Genomic DNA, 22,510 nt, shown 5'->3' with positions numbered 1-22,510 from the left:
ACCCGACGGGACGGGACCGTGCGAGGTGGGCTGCGCCGTCGGGCACCGTGACGCCCGCACCGGCACGGGGCCGACTCCGCGCCTGCCCCGGCGTCAGACGCCCTGGACCGCCTCCACGTCGCCCGCGGCGATCGCGTCGAGGAGAGCCTGGTGGTCCAGGGCGTTCTGGTCGGCGTAGCGGCGGGCGAACTCGGTGAACGCGTGGTCGGCGACGTCGCCCTTGCCGAGGTACGCGCTGATCGCGAGGGCGTCGCCCGAGCGGGCGTGCCCTCGCGCGAGGACCCACGCGCACATCTGCGCGTACGCTGCCATCGCGACCGGGAGCATGGTCTCGAGGTCCGCCGAGACCTTCCAGTCCCAGAGCTGGCGGAAGTAGTAGTCGTGGCGCCGGTCGTCGGCGCCGTGCACGGTGTTCCAGCCGAGCAGAGCGTCGCTCGTGGCCTGCAGGAGGCGTTGCCCCTCGACCACGCGCCGCCCGTTCTCCGGGTAGGGGCTGGCCGACGTGTAGGGCTCCAGGACGGACGGCTCGGCCTCCTTGACCTGCAGGAACAGCGGGTCGTCGTTGTCCCGGCCCACGAGGAGCGCGACCCAGCAGCGCGTCCCGACGCTCCCGACCCCGACCACGCGCCGGGCCAGGTCCACCAGCCGGTAGCGCTCGAGCAGGATGCGGCGCGCCCCCGTGAGCGAGTCGCCGTACGTCGCGAGCGCCGCAGCCACGACGCCGAGGTAACGGGCCTGCTCGTCCGCGTCGTACAGGTCGCGCACCGGCACGAGCAGGGGCGGGTCGCTCACGAACCGCAGCTCGCCGTCGTCGTGGAGCGTGGTGAGCCGACGGCGGGCCTTCTGCCGGTCCTTGGTGCGCGCCTTGCGCAGCGCCTTGTGAAGGTTCTCCATGACGACGGGCGGGACCGACCCGCGCCACCGGTCGACGATCTCCTCGCCGCGGAGCTGTACGTGCCACAGGTCGAGGTGCCCCAGGTCGGCGAACGTCCGGAGGGTCTGGCGGTACCCCCTCGCCGCCGCGAGGGCGACCCGCTCGCGCTCCTGGGGTGCCATGCCGCGGTGGCGGCCCGCGATCTCGAGGCTCGCGACGAGGCGCTGGAGGTCCCACTCGAACGGGCCGCGGTGCGTCTCGTCGAAGTCGTTGATGTCGAACACCAGTGAACGCTCGGGGGATGCGAACCCGCCGAAGTTCGCGAGGTGCGCGTCGCCGCAGAGCTGGACGGTCAGGTCGGTGCGCGGCCCCGTGCCGAGGTCTGCCGCCATGACGGCCGCCGCCCCCCGGTAGAACGAGAAGGGCGTCGCGGCCATGCGTCCCATGCGCAGCGGGACGAGCTCGGGCACGCGGCTCGCGTTCTGGGCCTGGAGGATCGCGACGGGGTCGCGACGGTCGGTGGGCGGCGTCCAGGCGGCGGTCGAGCGACGCGGGAGGAGCGAGCGCGCGGCGCGCCCCTGCGCCTTGCGGTGCTCGGGCGAGGGGGTCCCGCGCAACGGCGCGCGGTCGGGGTGCTGGTCCGTGGCGGTGTGAGGCATCGTCGCTCCTCGGGTCCGTGGGCGTGAGGGCGCGCCCACGCTCATCATGGCGCGCGCGGTCGTCGTGGGCGCGGCGGGGCGTCCCCCTCGGCGGACATTCCCGGCACCTCGAGCCGACCTGTCACCGGAAGCGCTCGCAGCTCTCTTTCTGGGGTAGCGCCGCTCTGCGCTGTCCGGCGCCACCACCTTTTGAGAGGGAACACCCATGACCACCCACGAGATCACGCAGGATGTCGTCCTCGACGCGCTCACGCAGGCCGTGACCGGACGCGTCCTTCCCGGCAACGCTGCCGAGGCCCGGCTCTCGGGCATGAACATCGCCGTCGAGCACCGTCCCGACTACGTCGTCGACCCCACGTCCCCGGCCGACGTCCAGGCGACCGTGCGGGTCGCCAAGCGGTTCGGTCTGCCCGTCGCGGTCTTCAGCACGGGCCACGGCTTCGCGCGCGGGATCGACGGCGGCATCGCGCTCACGACCGCGGGCCTGACGGGCGTCGAGGTCGACGAGCCCGCCCGCACGGCGCGCGTGGCCGCGGGCTCGCGCTGGAGAGACGTGCTCGACGCCGTCACGCCCCTGGGGCTCGCCGCGGTCACCGGGTCGTCGCCCGACGTGGGGGTCGTCGGCTTCCTCCTGGGCGGCGGCATGAGCCCGCTGGCCCGCGAGGTGGGCTTCGGGTCGAACTACCTGCTCGCGGCAGACGTCGTGACGGGCGACGGCGACCTGCTCCACGTCGACGCCGACCACCACCCCGAGGTGCTGCGCGCGCTGCGTGGCGGGAAGTGGGGCCTGGGGGTCGTCACGTCGGTGACGATCAGGCTCCTGCCCCTCGCGACCATCACCGGAGGGAGCTTCTTCGCGGTCGGCGACGACGCGGCGACCATGTTCCGCGCCTACGCCGACTGGGTCGCGACCGCCCCCTCGGACATCACGACCTCCGTCGCGCTGCTGCGCCTGCCCCCGCTCGAGTTCCTGCCCGAGCCCCTGCGGGGCCAGTACGTCGCGAACGTCCGGGTCGCCTCGACCCGTCCGCTCACCGAGGTGGCCGAGGCCATCGCACCGCTGCGCGAGGCCGCCCCGATCATCCTGGACTCGATCGGCGAGATGCCGTACGCCGCGATCGGCGCGGTCCACCAGGACCCGACCGACCCCATGCCCGTGCTCGACGGTTCGACCCTGCTGCACACGTTCGAGCCGCAGACCGCCGAGGTGCTGCTGGGCATCGCCGGGCCGCAGTCGACCGCGCCGCTCATGATGGCCGAGATCCGTCACCTCGGTGGGGCGCTCGGTGACGGCGAGCACGGGCCGGACTCCGTGACGGGCCGCGACGCGGCGTTCGCGCTCTTCGTGATCGGCCTCCCGGTCCCCGAGCTCTTCGAGACGGCCGTGCCGGCCGCGATCAACGGGCTCCTCGAGGCCGTGCAGCCGTGGTCCCTCGGAAGGACCCAGGCGAACTTCGCCGGGGCGGTGAGCGAGGCCGCCATGATCGACCTGTGGTCTCCCGCCGACCAGGCGCACCTCGCGACCGTGCGCCGGGACCTCGACCCCGAGGGCCGGTTCGTCATGCCGCGGTGAGCCGCCGGTGCTCCCGTCCGCCCCGCCTCACCGGCGGGACGACGGGAGAGGACGCGGCGCCGTCGGGCCGTGATGCCCGGCCGCGACGGCCCCTCCTGCGGTGCCCGTGCCTACTTGGCCGGCGTGATGGTCCCGGGGAACTGCTTGAGGTCCCCGCCGCCGCCCGAGCCCTGATTGATGGAGAAGAGCATCTCGACGAGCGAGCCGTCGGAGCGCGGGCCGCGGGCCAGGCTCGCGGCGTAGTCGAACGTGCTCACCGGCTTGCCGTCGTAGTCGAGCGCCAGGGCCGAGACCTGGTTGACCCCGATGCTGTCCTTGCTGTACTCGACGGCGTTGGCGTGGAGCGTCGCCATCTGGCGCTCGGTGAGCGTGAGCCGGAGCACGTCGCCCTCCTTGACCGTGCCGCCCGCGTCGAGACCCGAGAACTCGCTCTGGTTGAAGAGCTGGGTCGACATCTGGTCGGCCTCGACCGTGTACGTGTAGGTGCGGCCCGCGGTGTTCTCGGTCCCGTCCGGGTTGAAGGCCTGCGAGAAGAACGTGTCGCTGCGGCCCCCGTAGCTGAGCTTGGTCTGCTGGTCCGCCGACCCGTCCGGGTAGGTCGTGACGACGGCCGAGCCCGAATTCTCGCCGAGGTCCCACGACGCGCCGCCCACGGGCGTCTCGACGTCGAGCGACGTCGTGGACTTGTAGTCGATCTTCTCGATCGTCGTGAGCCCCGAGATGCCCGTCGACGCGTCCTGCGGGATCTCGCCCGTGAGGAGGTAGGTGTCGTACGCGGCCTTGCCCTCGGGCGTCGAGAGGTCCAGCTCGGCGCTGCGCAGCGACGCGCCGTCGAGCGAGGTCGTGTTGCCGAGCAGGACCTTGACGGCCTCGAAGTCGACGCCGAGCCCGCCGTAGTTGCTCAGTGCGTCCGTGGGACCGGACGTGATGCGCACGGTGTCGTCGCCCGTCTTCTCGATCACGCTGCTCACCCCGGCCGACTCCTCGATGCCCGACTTCATGGCGATGTGGCGGAACGAGGCCTCGAGCTCGGTGCCCGTGTAGCTCCCGCTGTCCATGGTGACGGTCGAGCCGGTCGGCATGGTCGAGGGGTCGAACGGGTTGACCGCACCCGGGTCGGTGATCTTGGCGCCGTCGGGCACCTTGACCGCGTACTCCGAGGTCACCCCGGTCGTGTAGCTGCCGCTCACGCCGTTGCCACCCTTGTCGAACCCGCCCTCGACGCCCACCGAGACGTCGGACTTGGTCGTCCAGGTCGTGAACCCGTCCTCGCTCTTCTCGCCCGACGTGAGCTCGGCACCGCCGGTCAGGCCGAACGTCACCTTGGAGCCGTTCGTGGTCTGGAACCAGTTCTCGAGCGTGCCCGAGCCGGAGACCGTGGTCTCGCCCGTGGTCGGGTCGTACGTCACGCCCCCCGAGACGGACCCGCCGCTGCCCTCGGTCGCGGGCGAGCCGAGCGAGCCGTTGTCCGTGCCCGACTCCTGGGTCCCCTTGACGGTCACGGTCGGGCCGCCGGGGGACTCGGCGTCGTCGACCCCCGAGGCGGAGCCGGAACCGCCGCCGGCCCCGCCTGCCGAACCGCCTGAGCCGGCGCCCCCGCCGGAACCGCCGGAACCGCCGGCCGAACCGCCGGCGCCGCCTGCCGCGCCCGACGACCCGGTGTCCGCCGCGCTCGTGCTCTCCTGGTCGTCGGCGTTGCGCCGCAGGGTCGTCGCCGCGTCCCGCAAGGACTGGGCGGTCTGCGTCAGGAGCGGCTCCAGCCGGCCGTCCCACTGTCCGCGTTCCTGGTCCGCGTCGGGCCCGTACCAGGGCACCGAGTGGAACGACCCCCGGACCTTCGAGCGTGCCTGGTCGAGGACGCCGGCCCCGCCGTCGAGGCTCGTGGCGAGGTCGCGCAGTGCTGCGACGTCGGCGCCGTACATGACCACGGGCGAACCTCTTTCAACCGGCAGGGAGTCCTGGACGAGGACACGCTACGTGACGCCGCAGGATCGCGACATGGGGAGGAGTCCCCAGGTGGAGCTCGCGGCGCAGGTCAGCCGACGACGCGCACGGTCCCGGGGAGCTTCCCGTCGTCGCTGATCCGTGCCAGGTGGTCGAGGACCACGCTGTTGTCGGTCGTCTGCCCCAGGAGACCGCCGACCACGGAGTCGTAGGGCTTGCGGGTCGGGTCCTGGCCGAAGTCCCCGTCCATGACGATCGAGGCGAGCGGGTCGTTCATGTCGACGACCTCGGTGGCACCGTTGAAGCCCGTCATGAGCTTGCCGAACGCCTGGTCGGCCAGGGCGCGTTCGTCGTGACCGTCGAGCGTGATCTGCAGCGTCTGGCCCGCTTCCGCACGGCCTCCCGCGGCGTCGAGGTAGCCGTTGTTGATGATCCCCGCGGTGTTCTTGTCGAGGTCGATCGAGACGGTGAGGCGTGAGGCCGACGGGTCCTCGACCCCGTTCGCGTCCATCGCGCGCTCGTACTCCATGCGTCGTGAGTCGTCGTCGAACGCCACCTGCCCGGACCACGAGACGGAACCGTCGGGTCGGGTCACCGCGACGCTGTCGCCGACCGACGCGACGTGCTCCTTCGACATCTCGTGACCGAACAGGGTGAGGTCCGCGCTCGACCCGCTCGTCCCGCTCCAGCGCGAGACCAGTGCCGACTCGGAGACGCCCGGGCCGTCCTGCGATGGCAGCTCCCCGCCCGCGAGGTAGCGCGCGTAGGCAGCCGACCCCTCGGGCGTCGAGACGTCGAGCACCGCGGTCTGCATCGCGCCGGTCTCGTGGGAGCCGGTGGTGCCCACCATGGCCTTGATGACGTCGAGGTCGAGGCCCACGGCTCCCGAGCGGTCGAGGCTGCTCGTCGGGCCCGTCGTGACGCGGACGTGGTTCTCGTCGAGCCGCTCGACCGCCTTGCTCATGCCCTCCGACGTCCCGATCGACTCCTCGTAGGCGAAGATCTCGAACGAGCCGGCGAAGTCCGAGCTCTTGAAGTTCTTGCTGTCGAGCGTCACGCTGCCGCCGACCGGGATGCTCCGGGGGTCGGTCGGTGAGATGCCGCGCGGATCGAACGTGGGATCGCCGGCGACGGCGTCGGGGACCGTGGTCTCGAACGCCATCTCGTAGCCGTTCCCGTACGCGACCGAGGCGCCGACCTCCTTGATCTCGGCCCCGCCGGAGACCGTGAGAGACCCCTTCTGGGAGCCCGCGTAGGTCGTGAAGCCGTCCTCGGAGTGCGTGGTGCGGGTGATCTCGGCGGCGCCTGACGCGCCGAACTCGAGGGTCGCCCCCTTGACCGCGAGGGCCGACGAGAGACCGCCCCCGGCGCCGACGGTCGTCGTGCCAGTCCCGGGGTCGTGCGACGCGTCGAACGAGCCGCTCGTGGTGTTGGTGATCGTGGCCGGAGTCCTGATCGAGCCGTCGGGGTTGCGGACGGCGTCGTCCTGCGCGTTCTCGCCCTCCAGGGAGAACGTGAAGCCGGGCCGGCTCGGCGTAGCGCCTTGCGCAGGCCCCTGCGCGGGCCCGGTCGGCGGGGTGGTCGAGGGCCCGGGACGCGGGGACCCGCTCGAGGTGCCACCGCCGTCGGCGCTGCTCGTGCGCTCCTGGTCGGCCGCGTTGGCGCGCAGGCGCCGCGCTGCCTCGCGGAGCGAGGCCGAGGTCCTGGTGAGGGCGGGTTCGAGCTGGTGCTGCCAGTCGGCCCGGTACCGCTCGGCCCCTGGGCCGTGCCACGGGACCGACCCCAGCTTGCCGCGGATGCCCGTCCTCGAACCGTCGAGCTCCTCGGCTCCGGCGTCGAACGTGGTGGCTAGGTCACGGAGTGCAGCGACATCTGCGCCGTAGAACGTCAAGATCTTCCCCCTGGTCGAGATCGCTGCACCGCGCAGCGGGCATCATCCTAGGGGCCCGGGCATCGCTGCCCCGGGAGCACTGCCTCGCGACCGGTGCCGTGCCGAGAAGTGAGTAGATGCCCCTGATCCGGCGGGATCGGGGGCATCTACTCACTTCTCGGCGGGCCTGAGCCCTGAGCGTCAGGTCAGACGACCCGGCGGACCTGGCTCGGCCGCGACTCGTTCCACAGCCGGTCGAGCGCGGTGACCACGTAGGTGTAGCGGCGCCCGGTGAGCGCGGTCTCGTCCACCCAGTCCTGCACGACGTGCCCAGAGGTGCGGACGGTCGCGACGAGGTTGGTCGCGTCCTCGATGTCGATGTGGCGGGCCTCGCCCTCGACCCGGTAGATCGCGAAGGCCGTGGCCCGGGTCCGCTGCGGCCCGGTGTCGTTCCAGTGCAGCCGGACGCCCTCGGGGACCCGCCGGGCGTTGGCGAGGACCGGGACGCGCAGCGGTGAGACCCCGAGCCGGGGCATCGCGGGCACGAGCGCGGGGTGACGGTAGTGCTCCTCGAGCACCCGGGTCATGGAGCCCTGCGGGTCGGCGGGGACGTGCTTGGCCGAGAAGTAGACGTTGCCCAGCACGGGCGCGACCTCGGCGTCGACCTGCTGCGTGAAGGTCAGGTGGTTCGACATCTCGGCCGGATCGGTGAAGACGCCCGACGTGACCTTGTAGAGCGCCTCGCCCACGAAGAGCTGCGTGCCGGATTGCGCCGCGACCTCGGCCCACCACGGCACGAGCTGCGCGTAGTCCGCGACGGCGAGCCCGATCTGCCAGTAGATCTGCGGGTTGATGTAGTCGAGCCAGCCCTCGGTGACCCATCTGCGCGTGTCGGCGAACTGCATGTCGTAGGACTGCGAGCCGCTCGTGGCCGAGCCGCGAGGGTCGGTCGAGGCGTTCCGCCAGATCCCGAACGGGCTGATCCCGAACTTGACCCACGGCTTGGTCGCCTTGATGCGCTGCGAGATCGACTGCACGAACGTGTCGACGTTGTGGCGGCGCCAGTCCTCTACGGTCGCGAAGCCCGCGCCGTGCGTCGCGTAGGTCTGGGCGTCGGGGATGGTCTGCCCCGCGATCGCGTAGGGGTAGAAGTAGTCGTCGAAGTGCACGCCGTCGAGGTCGTAGTTCTCGACCGAGTGCAGGATCGCGCGCTGGATGTGCTCCTGGGCCTCGGGCAGGCCCGGGTCGAAGTAGAGCTTGCCGCCGTAGGCCCACACCCACTCGGGGTGCCGGCGGGCGGGGTGCTCGGGGACGAGCTGGGCGGGGTCGGCCTGCATCGAGACGCGGTACGGGTTGTACCAGGCGTGGATCTCGATGTTGCGCTTGTGCGACTCCTCGACGACGAACGCGAGCGGGTCGTAGCCGGGGTCCTTGCCCTGGGTCCCCGTCAGGTACTGCGACCACGGCTCGTAGGGGCTGGGCCAGAACGCGTCGGCCGTGGGCCTGACCTGCACGAACACGGCGTTGAGCCGGTACTGCTCGGCGACGTCGAGCCAGTGCAGGTACTCGGCCTTCTGCTGTTCCGCGCTCAGGCCCGCGGCCGAGGGCCAGTCGATGTTGACGACGCTCGAGATCCACATGGCGCGCAGCTCGCGCTTGCGCGGCACCGGGCCCGACGGCGCCGCTCCCGTCGTCGGGTCCGGTGCGGCCGCGGCCGCGGCGGGGGAGAAGGAGCCGATCGTCACGCTCAGCGTGCTGGCCGCGATGCCCGCGGTCGCGAGCGTGAGGAAGCCGCGGCGCCCGAGGCCGGTGTCCTCGGTCGAGGGGGTGGTGGGAGCGGGGGCGACCGCCGTGGGGTCGCTCGGGTGGTGCGTCATGTCCATGCCTCCGTTGGTACGGGTCAGATGCATGGAAGAGAATTTCATAGTTCTTATTGATTGTGAAGGATTGCGCCATCCGTGGAGACGTGTCGCGCGGCGGCATCTGCGCGGCCGAGAACGAGGTTGCGGTCGCCAGCGGGCCGAGAGTGACCGCAACCTCGTTCTCGAGGTGGTCGGGCTGCTGGCGATCGAGGAGTCCGTCGCCGGAGTGTCGCCGCTCTATGTATTCGTGACGAGAGTATGTTCCTCGGCATGGCATCCAGACCGCTCCAGGAACCCGCGTTCCTCATCCTGTCCGCGCTCGCCGCGGGACCGCTGCACGGCTACGGCATCGCCAAGGACGTCGAGGCCAGCTCGGACGGCCGCATCACGCTGCGCGTCGGGACGCTCTACGGCGCGATCGACCGGCTCGCCGCGGCCGGGCTCGTCGAGGTCGACCACGAGGAGGTCGTCGACTCGCGGCTGCGCCGGTACTACCGGCTCACGGCCGAGGGCGGGGCACGGCTCGAGGCCGAGGCGCTCCGAGCCGAGGCCCAGGCGCGCCGTGCCCTGGAACGGCTGGACGCCCGCGGGAAGTCCCGAGCGAGCGCACCCGGACGCGCGACGGGAGCTGCGCCGTCGGGCCTGGGCGCCGGGCCGGTGCCCGCGTGAGCGCCGCCGCCCCCGACACCGCGGGTCACGCCGACGAGCCGCTGCCTGTCGCGCCCGTGCTCGTCCGCGACTACCGGCGGCTCGTCCGCCTCTTCCCCTTCACGTACCGGCGCGAGCGCGGGGCCGAGATGCTCGGCCACCTGCTCGACGGAGCCCGCCCGGGGCAGTCTCGCCCGACGTCGGCCGAGCGTCGCGACCTGCTGCGCGCTGCGGCGAGGGAGTGGCTGCTCGCCCCGCTGGGCGCGATGGCTCGGGAACGGCGCGCTGCGACAGGCTTGCTGTTCGTGCTGCTTCCTGCAGTTCTCGTGATCCCCGCGGCCAGGGCGATCGCCTATGCGTCGTTGCTCCTCGGTGGCGGCGCCGTCGTGGGTGACGAGGACACGTTGCTCGCGTACACCTTGTCGTCCGTCCCGACCGTGGCGATGTGGGTGATCTGGTGCGCAGGCATGGTCGCCTTGCTCGGCGGGCTGGCGCGCACGGGTCGCGTCCTGGTCGGGGCCGCGGCCGTGGCGGGGATCGCCACGGTCTCAGCGCTCGTCATGGCCGGCAGCGAGCACACCGCCTACCTCGAGCTCGGATGGGTGCTCGGACTGGTCGCGCACGTGGTGGTCGTCGCGGAGCACGCCCGTTGTCGGACCCCTGGGCACGGCTGGCGCCGCGCCGTCGGCACGGCTTGGTGCACGGCGCTCGCCCTCGGTGGCTACGTCACGGTGATGTCCGGGGACATGAGGTTCGGGACCCCCTGGTGGTCCAGCGCGGGGCCGAGCACGTTGGGCGATGCGACTGTCGCCCTGGCCGTCGCCGTCGTGCTGGGGGCTGGGGCTCTGTGGTCGCGCACCCGGCAGTCGGTGCCTGTGCTCCTGGGGGTCGCAGTCGGTGTCGGGCTGGGACGGTCGGACATCTTCTGGTCAGGGAACCGGAACATCGGGACGGAGGACCTCGGCAACATCCTTGCGCTCCTCGCATGCTCTCTCGCTGCGATGATCGCTGCTCGATGGTTCGCGAACCGACTCGACGAGCTCGCCGGGGCGCGGGCGGCGCACTACGAGCTCCTGGGCGCCACGACCGGGGTCTCTGGGGCACGCGGCGACCTGACACCGTCCTGAAGCGTCCCCGCGTCTGAGTCGTGTCGGATTGCCCACGTCGTGCCGAGAAGTGAGTAGATGCCCCTGATCCGATCGAATCAGGGGCATCTACTCACTTCTCGGCTGCGCCGATCGTCACCACTGCGCGTTGGCCGCGAGCTCCAGCGCCACGTCCTGCCACCACGCCCCGGCTGCGGGGCCACCGTTGCAGGCACCGTCGCTCTCGCCCGGCAGCTTGACCCACAGGAGCGCGGCCAGGTGCGTGCCGTCGTCAACGAGTCGTGGTCGCTCGCCGAGGGCACGGCCACGCGGGTTGCACCACTCGCCGTTCGACCCGTTGCCGTTGCGCGACGTGTCGATCACGAACGGCTTGCCACCGACCAGCGCCGACACCTGCTCGCCGTAGGCGCGCGACTCGGCCGTGGTCCGGTAGTTCGAGGTGTTGAGCGCGAACCCCTCGGCATGATCGAAGCCGACCTGCTGGAGCCGGGAAGCCACCTCGCCGGCACTCAACCAGGCTGAGTGCCCGGCATCGATGTAGACGTGCGCGCCGGCCTCGCTGAGCACCTGCGCCGCATAGCGCAGGTATCCGACCCTGTCTCCCTGCCCGGAGCAGTCGCCGAGCTGGGCGAGGGCGTCGGGCTCGAGGACCACCCAGGGTTCGCCCTGGATCCCCGCCGCGACGGTGTCGATCCAGCGCGCGTACTCGCTCGTGCCGACACCCCCTGCGGAGTGGCTGCCGCAGTCGCGTCCGGGGATCGCGTAGACCGTCAGCAGGGGCGTGCGGCCCGCAGCCACGGCGCGACCCGTGTAGTCCGCGACCTCGTCGCGGGCGTGCGCCGCGTCGTCCCAGTTCCCCACCCAGTACGACTGCGGGGTCAGGGCGATCTTCTCCAGCAGGGTCCGCGTGGTGCCGGAGGACGTGCTCCAGGCGGTGTACGCCTGGGTCGTCGTGTCGACGTAGAGGGCAGACGGCGTCGACGGCCCGGACGTGGGCCCATCGGTCGGCGTCGGCGTCGGCGTGGGCGTCGGGGTGGGCGTGGGCTCCTGCGTCGGTTCCGTCGTCGGCGCGACCTTCCCCGTGCACACCGTGCCCCCGAGCGAGAACGACACCGGGACCGAGTTGGCGCCGTGCCATGACCCGATGAAGCCGAACGACGCGCTGGCCCCGGTCGCGAGCGACCCGTTGTGGGCCGCGTTGCGGACCACGACCGAGCTGCCGGTCTGCTGCGCGGTGCCGTTCCACGCCTGGGACACCTGCTGGCCGTCGGCGAAGGTCCAGGCCAGCTCCCAGGAGCTGACGGGCGAGCCGAGGTTGGTGACGTCGACGGTTCCCTGGAACCCGCCGGTCCACTGGCTCGAGACGGCGTAGTCGACGCGGCACCCGTTCGTGGGCGCGGCCTGCGCGGCCGTGACCGCGCCGGCGGCAGCCACGACCAGTCCGACGGCGACCGCGGAGGCGGTCAGTGCTGTGCGCGTTCTGGGGTCTGGCATGGTCCACCGTTCCTCGCCGTGCGGGACGGCCGGCCTCGTCGCCGTCCGCCGTCCGGACACGCTGCCGGGGGCGGCGTCGGACGGCTCGAGGGTAGGTCCGGGGTCCGGGCCCCGGGCAGGGGGTGAATCGTTTAGGTCAGCCCTGCTCGCGCCGTCCCGCGCCCGCCCAGAACGAGGTTGCGGCCGCTATCCGACGGACAACGACCGCAACCTCGTTCTCGGCAGCCCGAGCGAACCCGGACTCAGTCCAGGTACTCGCCCACGAGCTGCTCCGCGATACCCGTGTACGTGCCCGGGGTGAGGTCCGTGAGGCGGCGCGTGACGTCGTCGGGCAGGCCGAGGCCCTGGACGAACTCCCGCATCTCCTCGCCCGTCAGGCGGTGCCCCCGCGTGAGGTCCTTGAGGCGCTCGTACGGGTTCTCCATGCCGGGGACGCCCGCGACCGAGGCCGCGCGCATGGCCGACTGGATGGGCTCGCCGAGCACCTCCCAGTTGGCGTCGAGGTCCGCGGCGAGCAGGTCCGCGTTGACCGCGAGGGCGCGCAGGCCGCGCGAGACGTTGTCCACCGCGAGCAGCGAGTGGCCGAACGCCGGGCCGATGTTGCGCTGCGTCGTCGAGTCCGTGAGGTCGCGCTGCAGGCGCGAGGTCACGAGCGTCGAGGCGAGCGTGTCGAGCAGCGCGCAGGAGATCTCGAGGTTCGCCTCGGCGTTCTCGAAGCGGATCGGGTTGACCTTGTGCGGCATGGTCGAGGACCCCGTCGCGCCCGGCACCGGGATCTGCTTGAAGAAGCCGAGCGAGATGTACGTCCACACGTCGGTGCTGAGGTTGTGGAGGATGCGGTTGAAGCGGGCCATGTCGCTGTAGAGCTCGGCCTGCCAGTCGTGCGACTCGATCTGCGTCGTCAGCGGGTTCCACGTGAGGCCGAGGCTCTCCACGAAGGACTTCGAGACGGCCGGCCAGTCGACGCCCGGGACGGCGACCGTGTGCGCGCCGTAGGTGCCCGTCGCGCCGTTGAGCTTGCCGAGGTACTCGGCGCCCTCGATGCGGCGCAGCTGGCGGCGCAGGCGGTGCGCGAGCACCGCCAGCTCCTTGCCCAGCGTCGACGGCGTCGCGGGCTGGCCGTGCGTGCGGCTCAGCAGCGGGACGGCCGCGTGCTCGCGCGCCATGTCCGCGACCTGGTCCGCGAGGGCCGTCGCGGCGGGCAGCCACACGGCGCGCACGGCGCCCTGCACCATGAGCGCGTACGACAGGTTGTTGATGTCCTCGCTCGTGCACGCGAAGTGCACGAGCTCGCCCGCGGACGGCAGGACCGTGCCCTCGCCCAGGACGCTCGGGGCGGCCTCGAGGCGACGCTTGATGTAGTACTCGATCGCCTTGACGTCGTGGACCGTGACGCGCTCGATCTCGCCCAGCTCGGCGATGCCCGCGGCGTCGAAGTCCGTGACGATCGCGCGCAGGTACGCCTTCTCGGCGTCGCTCAGCGTGGGCGCGCCCGGGACCACGGGGCCCTCGGTGAGGGCGATGAGCCACTCGACCTCGACGTGGAGGCGCTCGCGGTTGAGCGCGGCCTCGCTCAGGTGGTCGACCAGGGGCGCGACGGCGCGGCGGTAGCGCCCGTCGAGCGGGCCCAGGGCGATGGGCGGGGTGATGTCGGCGAGCGTGGCGCGCTGGGAGGTGGTCACAGGCGCGGCGGAGTCGGCGGAGTCCGTAGGCATGGCGCCATTCTCCCACGCGTGCCCGACGGCGGAGCGGGCGTCTCGCGGTCGGGCGGCGGGAGGGCGGGGCGCCGGCAGCGGGACGTCTGGCCGTGCACAGGCCAGGCTCCCATGACGCTTCTCCACAGCCGGTCCTGGCAGCCGGACGAGGCGCCTGGGGAAGACCCTACGGTCGTGCGCATGTCGCCCCCTCTTCCACTGCCCGGTGCCATGTCCACCTGGTCTCCCGCGCTCGACGTGGTCGATCCACGACCCGAGCTGCAGCAGGCGGCCGCTCAGGCGGCCGCAGCGATCCCCCTCGTGGACCAGAGCACCACGATCGCCTGGAGAGGCGAGGCGTCCGAGGGCTACCGCGCCCTCGTCGAGGAGGCCGTCCGCGAGCTGCACCGCGTGGACCGGGTCGCGGACGGAGCCGTGGGTGCGGCCACGAGGTACGTCCGGACCGTCGAGGCCGCGAACGCCGAGGCGAGCCTGCGATGAGCGGGACGTCCGACCCCACCGCGGGGATCGTGGTCTCAGGGGGCGTCACGTTCGTGGAGACCGCGGACCTGGTGGCGGCCGCGCTCGTGGTCGGAGTGGCCGCGCAGCGCGTCGAGGCCGCGCTCGTCGGAGCACGGCGGGCGCACGGCCTGGTCAGCGGGCTGCTCTCCGGGCCCTCTTCGTCGGTGCGCTGGGTCGACGGCACGGCCGCGTGCTACGCCGGGCAGTCCCTGCTCCGTGGCATGCCGGGCTCGTGGGCGCCGGTCCCGGTCGAGGTCCTCGCGGCCCGCGCGGCGCTGCTCGACGAGATCGTGGCTCTGACCGAGGCGCTGGTCTCGGTCGAGGGGATGCTCCAAGGCCTCGTCGACCGGCTCAGGAACGCCGCCGGGATCTACGAGGAGGGTGAGTCGGGTACTGAGGCGTTGCTGTCGTGGCTCGCGAGGGTGCCGGTGGCGGGGGTCGGGGTCTTCGTCGGCATGGGGATCGTGAGCGTCAGGAACGGGTTGGCGACAGGTCAGGGCTTCCAGCCGGCGCGTCTCCTCACGGGTTCGGGCGCCTACCACGACGAGATCGTCCAGGGGGCGAGCGTGGGCATCGGCCTCCTGGTTCCCGGAGCGGCCCTGACGGGGCAGTCGAGCGTGGGCCGGGCCGCGGGGGCGCTGCGCGGGGTGTCGCAGCCGTACCGGGGGTTGTTCGCCCCGGACGTCACGACGACCGAGCTCACGGGGGACGCCCTGCCCGTGGGGTTCGCCAAGCCGGTGGCGCACAGCGCCGAGGCGCTGCTGTCGGGGATCGACGTGGTCTACGGCAAGGGCAACGACCTGCCCGACTCGGTCGTGTCGGTCGAGAGGTACGTCGGAGCGGACGACCGCGCGACATGGGTCGTGACCGTACCGGGCACGCAGCTGGGGAACTCGACGACGCCGTTCAGCATGACCTCCAACTTCGACCTGGTGCAGGGCGCCGACGCCGACAGCACGGCGTTCGTCCTCGAGGCCATGCGGCAGGCCGAGATCCCTGCGGGCGAGGAGGTCCTGATCGTGGGGCACTCGCAAGGAGGCATGGTCGCGATGGCCGTCGCGACCGCGGTGACGGGCACCGCCGCCGGAGCGGGCGCCACCGGGGCTCCGGGGGGAGCCGCCCGCTACGACGTCCGGCACGTCCTGACGGCCGGCGCCCCCGTGGGAGGTGCGACCCTGCCCGCCGGGGTGCGGGGCACGCACGTCGAGATCGAGCAGGAGGGAGTGTCCCAGCTCGACGGCACCGACAACCCCGTCGGCCGGGACCGTGTCACCGTCCGGGCGGACCTGGAGGCGCAGGGGGCTCCCGGCACCGGGGGGAAGGTGCCGCACGGTGTGCCGTTCCACGTCGAGGTCCTCGGCCGTGCCCGTGAGGTCGGCCAGCCGGGGCTCGCCGACAACCTCGCGGCGATCGACGACGCCGTGTCGGGGGAGCGTGTCGAGGCACGCTACTTCCGGGGGGCGCTCGAGCTCGATCCCGCGGCAGTCGCCCGCTCGGTGACCCCGCTCGGGGCGGTCGAGCGCCTCGTGGAGGGGCTCGAGAGGTCGCGCAGTGGTTGAGGGACGTCCACGGCGGGCCGCCGAGGACGGTCTAGCGAGCCAGCTCGACGCGGGCGACGAAGCGTCTCTGCTACGGCGTCTCGACCGCCCGCTCGCGGTAGTGCGCACGGACCCAGGCGACCGCCTCGTCGTCCGGGACTCCGGCGAGCCGGGCGAGGATAGCCATCGCGGTGCCGGTGCGGCCCGTGCCGCCGTCGCACGCGATCTCCACCCGCGACGAGGCCGAGCGTTCGAATGCGTCCCGGAGCGCTGCGACCGCGTCCGACGGCGAGCGGGGGAGGCGGAAGTCCGGCCAGCTGATCCACCGCGACTCCCACGCGACCTCGACGTGCGGCCGCGCAGTGAGATAGAGCCCGAGCTCCGGGGCCTCGGTCAGGTCAGGCGGCCCGGCGTGCAGGCCACGACCGCGAACTCGTCGTCCACCCGGCAGGACGACGAGTCCTGCCGTGGTGTCGCTCCACAGGCTCATGGGTGTCCATCTCCACGGTCGGTACCGGACAGCTCCGGGGCCGGGGCCGGGGCCGGGTGCGGGGACGGGGCACGGCCCGCGCCCGTCCCTGGACCCGGCAGTCGGTCAGACCCGCGCCTTGGGTGCGACCACCGCGGAGATCGCGAAGTTCAGGACGCCGATGATCAGCGCGGCGAGCAGCGCCCACCAGAACCCGCCGTCGATGCGGATGCCCCAGTCCGTCTGCTCGGTGATCCACGCCGTGAGCATCAGCATGAGGGCGTTCACGACGAGCGTGAACAGGCCCAGCGTGAGGATGTAGAGCGGGATCGAGATGATCTGGACGATCGGCTTGATGATCGCGTTGACCAGCGAGTAGATGAGGGCCACGGCGAGGACGATCACGATCTGGCCGCCGACGGTGTCGGAGCCGACGATCTCGAAGTGGCTGCTCATGAACAGGCTCGTGAGCCAGATCGCGATGCCGGTGACGATGACGCGGATGACGAAGCTCATGCGTGTCATCCTGCCATCGCCCGCTGTGAGAGGTCTCCCGTACACGCGGTCGCCCCGATCCCGGCTCTCGCGGCCGGCCACGCCTCGCGCCGTACCCCGGCCACGCCTCGCGCCGTACCCCGGCCACGCCTCGCGCCGTGCCCCGGCCCGCCGCGCCCGGCCCGCGAGGTGAGCGACGCCGTCGGGCGGCTGGACGGGGTGGCATCCTGGTGGGCGTGACCAGCCCCACGCCCTCCGTGCCCACGTCCGCAGCAGCGTCAGCGTCCCAGGTCCGTGTCCCCCTGCGTGCCGCCGTCGCAGCCCTGCCGGCCTACGTGCCGGGCGCGCGCCTCGCGCCCGGGTCGAGCGCGTTCAAGCTGTCGTCCAACGAGAACCCCTACCCGCCGCCCGCTGCGGTCGTCGCGGCGATCGTCGACGCGGCGGCGGACACCAACCGCTACCCGGACATGTACGCGACCGACCTGACCGAGGCGCTCGCGACCGACCTGGGTGTCGACGCGGCGCAGGTCGTCGTGGGCAACGGCTCGGTGGCCGTGCTCGCGCACATCCTCTCGGCCGTCGTGGACGCGGGCGACGAGGTCGTCTACCCGTGGCGCTCGTTCGAGGCCTACCCCATCGCGGTCGCGGTCGCGGGCGGTACGTCGGTGCGCGTCCCGGTGACCCGGGACGGTCGCCTCGACCTGCCTGCGATGGCCGCGGCGATCAGCGACCGCACGCGCGTCGTCCTGGTCTGCACGCCCAACAACCCGACCGGCCCCGTGGTGCACCGGGACGAGCTCGACGCGTTCCTCGCGTCCGTGCCGGGCGACGTCCTGGTCGTCCTCGACGAGGCGTACCTCGAGTTCGTGCGCGACCCGCAGGCGCCCGACGGCCTCGCGGTCCTCGCGTCCCACCCCAACGTGGTCCTGCTGCGCACGCTGTCCAAGGCCTATGGGCTGGCGGGGCTGCGCGTCGGCTACGCGGTCGCCGAGCCCGCGCTCGCGGCGGGCATCCGCGCGGTCTCGACGCCGTTCGGCGTCTCGCACGTCGCGCAGCGCGCGGCGCTCGCGGCGCTGTCGGTCAAGGACGAGCTGCTCGAGCGCGTCGAGCACCTGGTCGCCCGGCGCGAGCGCCTGGTCGAGGGGCTGCGGGACCAGGGGTGGGACCTGCCGGAGACGCAGGCGAACTTCGTGTGGTTCCCCCTCGGTGGCCCGACGGCGGAGCTCGCCGTGGGCGCGTCGGCCGCGGGCCTGCTGGTGCGTCCGTTCGCGGGCGAGGGCATCCGGGTGAGCGTGGGCGAGGAGGAGGCGACCGAGGCGTTCCTGCGGGTCGCGGCCCGCTGGCGGTAGCCGCCCGGGTAGCGGTTGCCGCAGCGACCAGCCGGGAGAAGACTCCCGGTATGGACACTCCCACGGTCGACCAGCTCCCCGAAGAGTACAGCTGGCTCTTCGGCACTGCAGCCCTGATCATCTGGGCTGCCGTCGCGATCATCTTCCTGATCGCCTACATCCAGATCATCCGCAAGGCCGGCTACTCGGGGTGGTGGGTGCTCGTCGGGATCGTGCCCCTGCTGAACATCGTGATGTTCCTGGTGTTCGCGTTCTCGACGTGGCCCGTCACGCGAGAGCGTGACGCCCTGCGGGCGCAGGCCGGGTACTCCGGGACGTACCCGCCGGGCTGACCCCCACGTCTCGGTGGGCAGACCCTCGCATCGCTCGCGCGCCGCGCGCCCGGGGTGGGCCGGGCGGCGCCGGACCTGACGGAATGTGCCAACGATCCGGTCGTCCGTGCCCGGTGAGACCTGGAAGTGCCCCTCGGGCGTTTGGAGGGAACCTCCAAAGACGGGCGGGCCAGGTTTGTCCTCCAATGGCGGAGGAAGCTACGCACTCGTAGCCTACGCTTGCGTAAGCTACGGTAACGTAGGTTCGGTCGGAGACGACCGAGGACCGACCCCCCGAGCGACCCGGGCCCCCGCCTCCGGCCGCACCCAAGGAGAGCGTGTGAACCAGCAGAACACCGCCGTTGCAGCAGATCCCGAGGTCGGGTCCTCCGCTGACCCGCAGATCGGCACCGGGGCAGGTCTCCCGGTCGACGCGGAGCTCCTGCAGCTCCTGACCCCGGCCGGCGAGCGGGTCGAGACCCCCGAGAACGCGGCCTACCGTGAGCGCGTCGCCCACCTGGACGCCGACGCCCTGCGCGGCCTGTACCGCGACATGGTCCTGACCCGGAGGTTCGACGACGAGTCCACGTCGCTCCAGCGCCAGGGCGAGCTCGGGCTCTTCCCGCAGTCGCTCGGCCAGGAGGCCGCGCAGATCGGCTCGGGCCGCGCGCTGTCGCCGCAGGACTACGTCTTCCCGTCCTACCGGGAGCACGGGGTCGCCCACACGCGCGGTCTCGACCTCGCCGACATCCTGCGCCAGTTCCGCGGCGTCGACCACGGCGGCTGGGACCCGGACGAGCACAACTTCCACCTGTACACGCTCGTGATCGGCTCGCACACGCTCCACGCGACGGGCTACGCCATGGGCGTGCAGCGTGACGGCCTGGTCGGCACGGGCGACCCGACCAAGGACACCGCGGTCGTCACCTACTTCGGTGACGGCGCGACGTCCCAGGGCGACGTGAGCGAGGCGCTGGTCTTCGCCGCGGTCAACAACGCGCCGCTCGTGCTGTTCTGCCAGAACAACCAGTGGGCCATCTCCGAGCCCACGACCAAGCAGTCTCGCGTGCCCATCTACCAGCGCGCGCACGGGTTCGGGGTCCCGAGCGTCCGCGTCGACGGCAACGACGTCCTCGCGTGCTACGCCGCGACGGCCGAGGCGATCGAGCGGGCCCACTCCGGTGGCGGCCCCACGTTCATCGAGGCCTACACGTACCGCATGGGCGCCCACACCACCTCGGACGACCCCACGCGCTACCGGACCTCCGAGCAGGAGGCGCTGTGGCGTCGTCGGGACCCCATCGACCGCCTGCGCCTCCTCCTCGAGGCCGAGGGCGCGTGGGACGAGCAGTGGGCCGCGGACCTCGCGGCCGAGGGCGACGCGCTCGGCGAGCGCCTGCGGACGTTCGTCCGCGGCCTGGGCCGCCCCTCGACCGAGTCCATGTTCGACCACGTCTACGCGACCGAGCACTCGGTCGTCACGGCCGAGCGCCAGTGGTTCGAGGAGTACGAGGCGTCCTTCACGGACGACGGCGCGTCCCGCACGCACGACCAGCACGGAGGAGCACGATGAGCGCGCCGACCACCACGGCAACCACCACGTCCCGCCTCACGCTGGGCAAGGCCATCAACGAGGGCCTGCGCGCGTCGCTCGCGAGCGACCCCAAGGTCCTGCTCATGGGTGAGGACATCGGCCCCCTCGGCGGAGTCTTCCGCGTGACCGACGGCCTCCAGGCGAGCTTCGGCGAGGACCGTGTGGTCGACACCCCGCTCGCCGAGTCGGGCATCGTCGGCACGGCGATCGGGCTCGCGCTGCGCGGCTACCGGCCCGTGTGCGAGATCCAGTTCGACGGGTTCATCTTCCCGGCCTACGACCAGATCACGACCCAGCTCGCCAAGATGCACTACCGCTCGCGCGGGCGCCTCCAGCTCCCCGTGGTCATCCGGGTGCCGTTCGGCGGCGGGATCGGCGCGGTCGAGCACCACAGCGAGAGCCCCGAGGCGCTGTTCGCGCACACCCCCGGGCTGCGCGTCGTGTCGCCGTCGACCCCGCAGGACGCCTACTCGATGATCCGCGAGGCCATCGCCTCGCCGGACCCCGTGCTGTTCTTCGAGCCCAAGGGCCGCTACTGGGACAAGGGCGACGTCGTGCTCGACGGCCCCGTGGGCGACTCGACGCTCAACTCGGCGGTCGTGGTGCGCGAGGGCACGGACCTGACGCTCGTCGCGTACGGCCCGACCGTCCCGACCGCGCTCAAGGTCGCCGCGGCGGCCGCCGCCGAGGGCACGAGCATCGAGGTCGTCGACCTGCGCAACATCTCGCCGCTCGACACCGCGACCGTCGTCGCGTCGGTCCGCAAGACCGGGCGCTGCGTCGTGGTGCACGAGGCCGCGACGTACCTCGGCTCAGGAGCCGAGATCGCCGCGCGCGTGACCGAGGAGTGCTTCTACTCGCTCCAGTCGCCCGTGCTGCGCGTGGGCGGTTTCCACACGCCGTACCCCGTCGCCAAGCTCGAGCACGAGTACCTGCCGAGCCTCGACCGGGTCCTCGACGCGGTCGACCGCGCCATGGCGTTCTAGGCCCGGTCCCGCCCGGCCCGTCGCACCACCCCCAGACCACAGCACCACGATCACCCGAGGAGCAGGCAGTGCCCACCTTCGAGCAGTTCAAGCTCCCTGACGCCGGCGAAGGACTCACCGAGGCGGAGATCGTGCAGTGGCACGTCGCCGTGGGTGACGAGGTCACGGTGAACCAGACGATCGTGGAGATCGAGACGGCCAAGTCGCTCGTCGAGCTCCCGTCGCCCTACACGGGCGTCGTCGCCGAGCTGCTCGTCGCCGAGGGGGACACGGTCGAGGTCGGTGTCCCGATCATCGTGGTCGACACCGACCCGTCGGGCGCCACGTCGGCCGGTGCCCCGGCCACGGAGCCGGCGGCGGGGGAGGCGTCGGGCAGCGGCGCGGTCCTGGTCGGCTACGGCGTCGCCGAGCAGGCGAGCGCGCGTCGCCCGCGCCGCGGGTCTGCAGTTGCTGCGGCCCCCTCCGGCCCGACGGCGGAGCCCGCCCCTCCCGTCGTCGCACCTGCCGCGCCCGTCGCGGTACCGGCGGCCGCGGCGCCCGTGCGACCTGCGCCGTCGGGCCCCATCCGTGCCCTGGTCTCGGCCGCGACCGCCGGACGCACCGTCCTCGCCAAGCCCCCCGTGCGCAAGCTCGCCCGTGACCTGGGCGTCGAGCTCGCGTCGGTCCCCGCGACCGGTCCCGGCGGGATCATCACGCGCGAGGACGTGCTCGCCTACAGCGCACGCTCCGAGCCCCGCACGCTCGCGACCTACGCGGGCGACGACTCGCCGTGGCTCAACGACGCCGGTACGGGGTCGTCGGTGACCCCCGACGGACGCCAGACGCGCGTGCCCGTGAAGTCGGTGCGCAAGCGCACGGCCGAGGCCATGGTCCAGAGCGCCTTCACGGCCCCGCACGTGACCGAGTTCCACACGGTCGACGTCACCAAGACCATGAAGCTCGTCGCGAAGCTCCGCGAGGACCGCGAGTTCAAGGACGTGCGCGTCACGCCCCTGCTCATCACGGCTCGGGCCCTGCTGCTCGCGGTGCGCCGCCACCCGGACATCAACGCGAGCTGGGACGAGGCCGCGCAGGAGATCGTCTACAAGCACTACGTGAACCTGGGGATCGCGGCCGCCACGCCGCGCGGGCTCGTCGTGCCCAACATCAAGGACGCGCACCGCCTCGACCTCAAGGGGCTCGCGCAGGGCCTGTCCGACCTCACGGCCACGGCTCGCGCCGGGCGCACCACGCCCGCCGACATGTCCGACGGGACCATCACGATCACCAACGTGGGCGTGTTCGGGATCGACACCGGCACCCCGATCCTCAACCCGGGCGAGGCCGCGATCCTCGCGTTCGGCGCGATCCGCGAGCAGCCGTGGGTCCACAAGGGCAAGATCAAGAAGCGCTGGGTCACGCAGCTCGCGCTGAGCTTCGACCACCGCCTGGTCGACGGTGCGCTGGGCGCCTACGTCCTGAGCGACGTCGCGAAGATCCTCGAGGACCCGGCCCAGGCGCTCGTCTGGGGCTGACGGCGGAG

18 protein-coding genes are annotated in these 22,510 nt (G+C 72.4%); 10 read left to right on the top strand and 8 right to left on the bottom strand.

Annotated elements, in window-relative coordinates:
- Positions 1 to 93: 93 nt before the first annotated feature.
- Positions 94 to 1,533, bottom strand: a complete 1,440-nt coding sequence (locus tag ACFWGN_RS01255) for a DUF2252 domain-containing protein (RefSeq protein ID WP_377615323.1) — start codon at positions 1,531 to 1,533, stop codon at positions 94 to 96.
- Between the two features lie 205 nt (positions 1,534 to 1,738).
- Between ACFWGN_RS01255 and ACFWGN_RS01250 the strand changes: the two genes are divergently transcribed.
- Complete coding sequence (locus tag ACFWGN_RS01250) at positions 1,739 to 3,106, top strand: FAD-binding oxidoreductase (RefSeq protein ID WP_377615322.1); 1,368 nt, start codon at positions 1,739 to 1,741, stop codon at positions 3,104 to 3,106.
- 110 nt (positions 3,107 to 3,216) lie between these two features.
- On the opposite strand, the gene ACFWGN_RS01245 is transcribed toward ACFWGN_RS01250, so the two are convergent.
- From ACFWGN_RS01245 to ACFWGN_RS01235, 3 genes are all read right to left on the bottom strand, one after another.
- Complete coding sequence (locus tag ACFWGN_RS01245; protein ID WP_377615321.1) at positions 3,217 to 5,034, bottom strand: hypothetical protein; 1,818 nt, start codon at positions 5,032 to 5,034, stop codon at positions 3,217 to 3,219.
- A 107-nt stretch (positions 5,035 to 5,141) separates the two neighbouring features.
- Positions 5,142 to 6,941 (bottom strand): hypothetical protein, encoded by a 1,800-nt coding sequence (locus tag ACFWGN_RS01240; protein WP_377615320.1) that lies wholly within the window; start codon positions 6,939 to 6,941, stop codon positions 5,142 to 5,144.
- A gap of 185 nt (positions 6,942 to 7,126) precedes the next feature.
- Positions 7,127 to 8,830, bottom strand: a complete 1,704-nt coding sequence (locus ACFWGN_RS01235; RefSeq protein ID WP_377615319.1) for a glycoside hydrolase family 10 protein — start codon at positions 8,828 to 8,830, stop codon at positions 7,127 to 7,129.
- A gap of 222 nt (positions 8,831 to 9,052) precedes the next feature.
- On the opposite strand from ACFWGN_RS01235, the gene ACFWGN_RS01230 reads away from it, so the two are divergent.
- Together ACFWGN_RS01230 and ACFWGN_RS01225 are read left to right on the top strand one after the other, a co-directional pair.
- Positions 9,053 to 9,451 carry a PadR family transcriptional regulator gene (locus ACFWGN_RS01230; RefSeq protein WP_377615318.1) on the top strand — a complete coding sequence of 133 codons (399 nt, stop codon included), beginning with the start codon at positions 9,053 to 9,055 and terminating at the stop codon, positions 9,449 to 9,451.
- Positions 9,448 to 10,557, top strand: coding sequence for a hypothetical protein (locus ACFWGN_RS01225; protein WP_377615317.1), 1,110 nt, complete (start codon positions 9,448 to 9,450; stop codon positions 10,555 to 10,557). Before ACFWGN_RS01230 ends, ACFWGN_RS01225 begins: the two co-directional genes overlap by 4 nt.
- Positions 10,558 to 10,671: 114 nt before the next feature.
- Here the strand turns inward: ACFWGN_RS01225 and ACFWGN_RS01220 are convergent, their stop codons facing one another.
- Both ACFWGN_RS01220 and purB read right to left on the bottom strand, forming a co-directional pair.
- Positions 10,672 to 12,030: a glycoside hydrolase family 6 protein gene (locus ACFWGN_RS01220; protein WP_377615316.1), complete on the bottom strand. Its 1,359-nt coding sequence runs from the start codon at positions 12,028 to 12,030 to the stop codon at positions 10,672 to 10,674.
- Positions 12,031 to 12,272: 242 nt separating this feature from the next.
- Positions 12,273 to 13,745: an adenylosuccinate lyase gene (gene purB / locus ACFWGN_RS01215; RefSeq protein WP_377615315.1), complete on the bottom strand. Its 1,473-nt coding sequence runs from the start codon at positions 13,743 to 13,745 to the stop codon at positions 12,273 to 12,275.
- 180 nt (positions 13,746 to 13,925) lie between these two features.
- Between purB and ACFWGN_RS01210 the strand changes: the two genes are divergently transcribed.
- On the top strand, positions 13,926 to 14,225 hold the full coding sequence (locus ACFWGN_RS01210; protein WP_377615314.1) for a hypothetical protein: 300 nt from the start codon (positions 13,926 to 13,928) through the stop codon (positions 14,223 to 14,225).
- Positions 14,222 to 15,805: a hypothetical protein gene (locus ACFWGN_RS01205; protein ID WP_377615313.1), complete on the top strand. Its 1,584-nt coding sequence runs from the start codon at positions 14,222 to 14,224 to the stop codon at positions 15,803 to 15,805. The genes ACFWGN_RS01210 and ACFWGN_RS01205 overlap by 4 nt, the downstream gene beginning before the upstream one ends.
- 70 nt (positions 15,806 to 15,875) lie before the next feature.
- Here ACFWGN_RS01205 and ACFWGN_RS01200 read toward each other — a convergent pair whose 3' ends face one another.
- Positions 15,876 to 16,274, bottom strand: coding sequence for a protein-tyrosine phosphatase family protein (locus ACFWGN_RS01200; protein ID WP_377615312.1), 399 nt, complete (start codon positions 16,272 to 16,274; stop codon positions 15,876 to 15,878).
- A gap of 105 nt (positions 16,275 to 16,379) precedes the next feature.
- Positions 16,380 to 16,769: a phage holin family protein gene (locus ACFWGN_RS01195; protein WP_377615311.1), complete on the bottom strand. Its 390-nt coding sequence runs from the start codon at positions 16,767 to 16,769 to the stop codon at positions 16,380 to 16,382.
- 215 nt (positions 16,770 to 16,984) lie between these two features.
- On the opposite strand from ACFWGN_RS01195, the gene hisC reads away from it, so the two are divergent.
- The 5 genes from hisC (at position 16,985) to ACFWGN_RS01170 (ending at position 22,502) form a co-directional block, all read left to right on the top strand.
- Complete coding sequence (gene hisC, locus ACFWGN_RS01190; protein WP_377615310.1) at positions 16,985 to 18,097, top strand: histidinol-phosphate transaminase; 1,113 nt, start codon at positions 16,985 to 16,987, stop codon at positions 18,095 to 18,097.
- Positions 18,098 to 18,147: 50 nt separating this feature from the next.
- Positions 18,148 to 18,429: a hypothetical protein gene (locus tag ACFWGN_RS01185; protein WP_377615309.1), complete on the top strand. Its 282-nt coding sequence runs from the start codon at positions 18,148 to 18,150 to the stop codon at positions 18,427 to 18,429.
- A gap of 382 nt (positions 18,430 to 18,811) precedes the next feature.
- Positions 18,812 to 19,981, top strand: a complete 1,170-nt coding sequence (gene pdhA, locus ACFWGN_RS01180; protein WP_377615451.1) for a pyruvate dehydrogenase (acetyl-transferring) E1 component subunit alpha — start codon at positions 18,812 to 18,814, stop codon at positions 19,979 to 19,981.
- Positions 19,978 to 20,988: an alpha-ketoacid dehydrogenase subunit beta gene (locus ACFWGN_RS01175; RefSeq protein WP_191805146.1), complete on the top strand. Its 1,011-nt coding sequence runs from the start codon at positions 19,978 to 19,980 to the stop codon at positions 20,986 to 20,988. The genes pdhA and ACFWGN_RS01175 overlap by 4 nt, the downstream gene beginning before the upstream one ends.
- 68 nt (positions 20,989 to 21,056) lie before the next feature.
- Positions 21,057 to 22,502 (top strand): dihydrolipoamide acetyltransferase family protein, encoded by a 1,446-nt coding sequence (locus tag ACFWGN_RS01170; RefSeq protein WP_377615308.1) that lies wholly within the window; start codon positions 21,057 to 21,059, stop codon positions 22,500 to 22,502.
- Positions 22,503 to 22,510: the final 8 nt, after the last annotated feature.

The sequence above is a fragment of the Oerskovia sp. NPDC060338 genome (assembly GCF_042726295.1).
Classification (GTDB): Bacteria; Actinomycetota; Actinomycetes; order Actinomycetales; family Cellulomonadaceae; genus Oerskovia; species Oerskovia merdavium.
The sequence above is the reverse complement of the archived record's forward strand: the minus strand, read 5'-3'. Positions and strand labels throughout refer to the sequence as shown.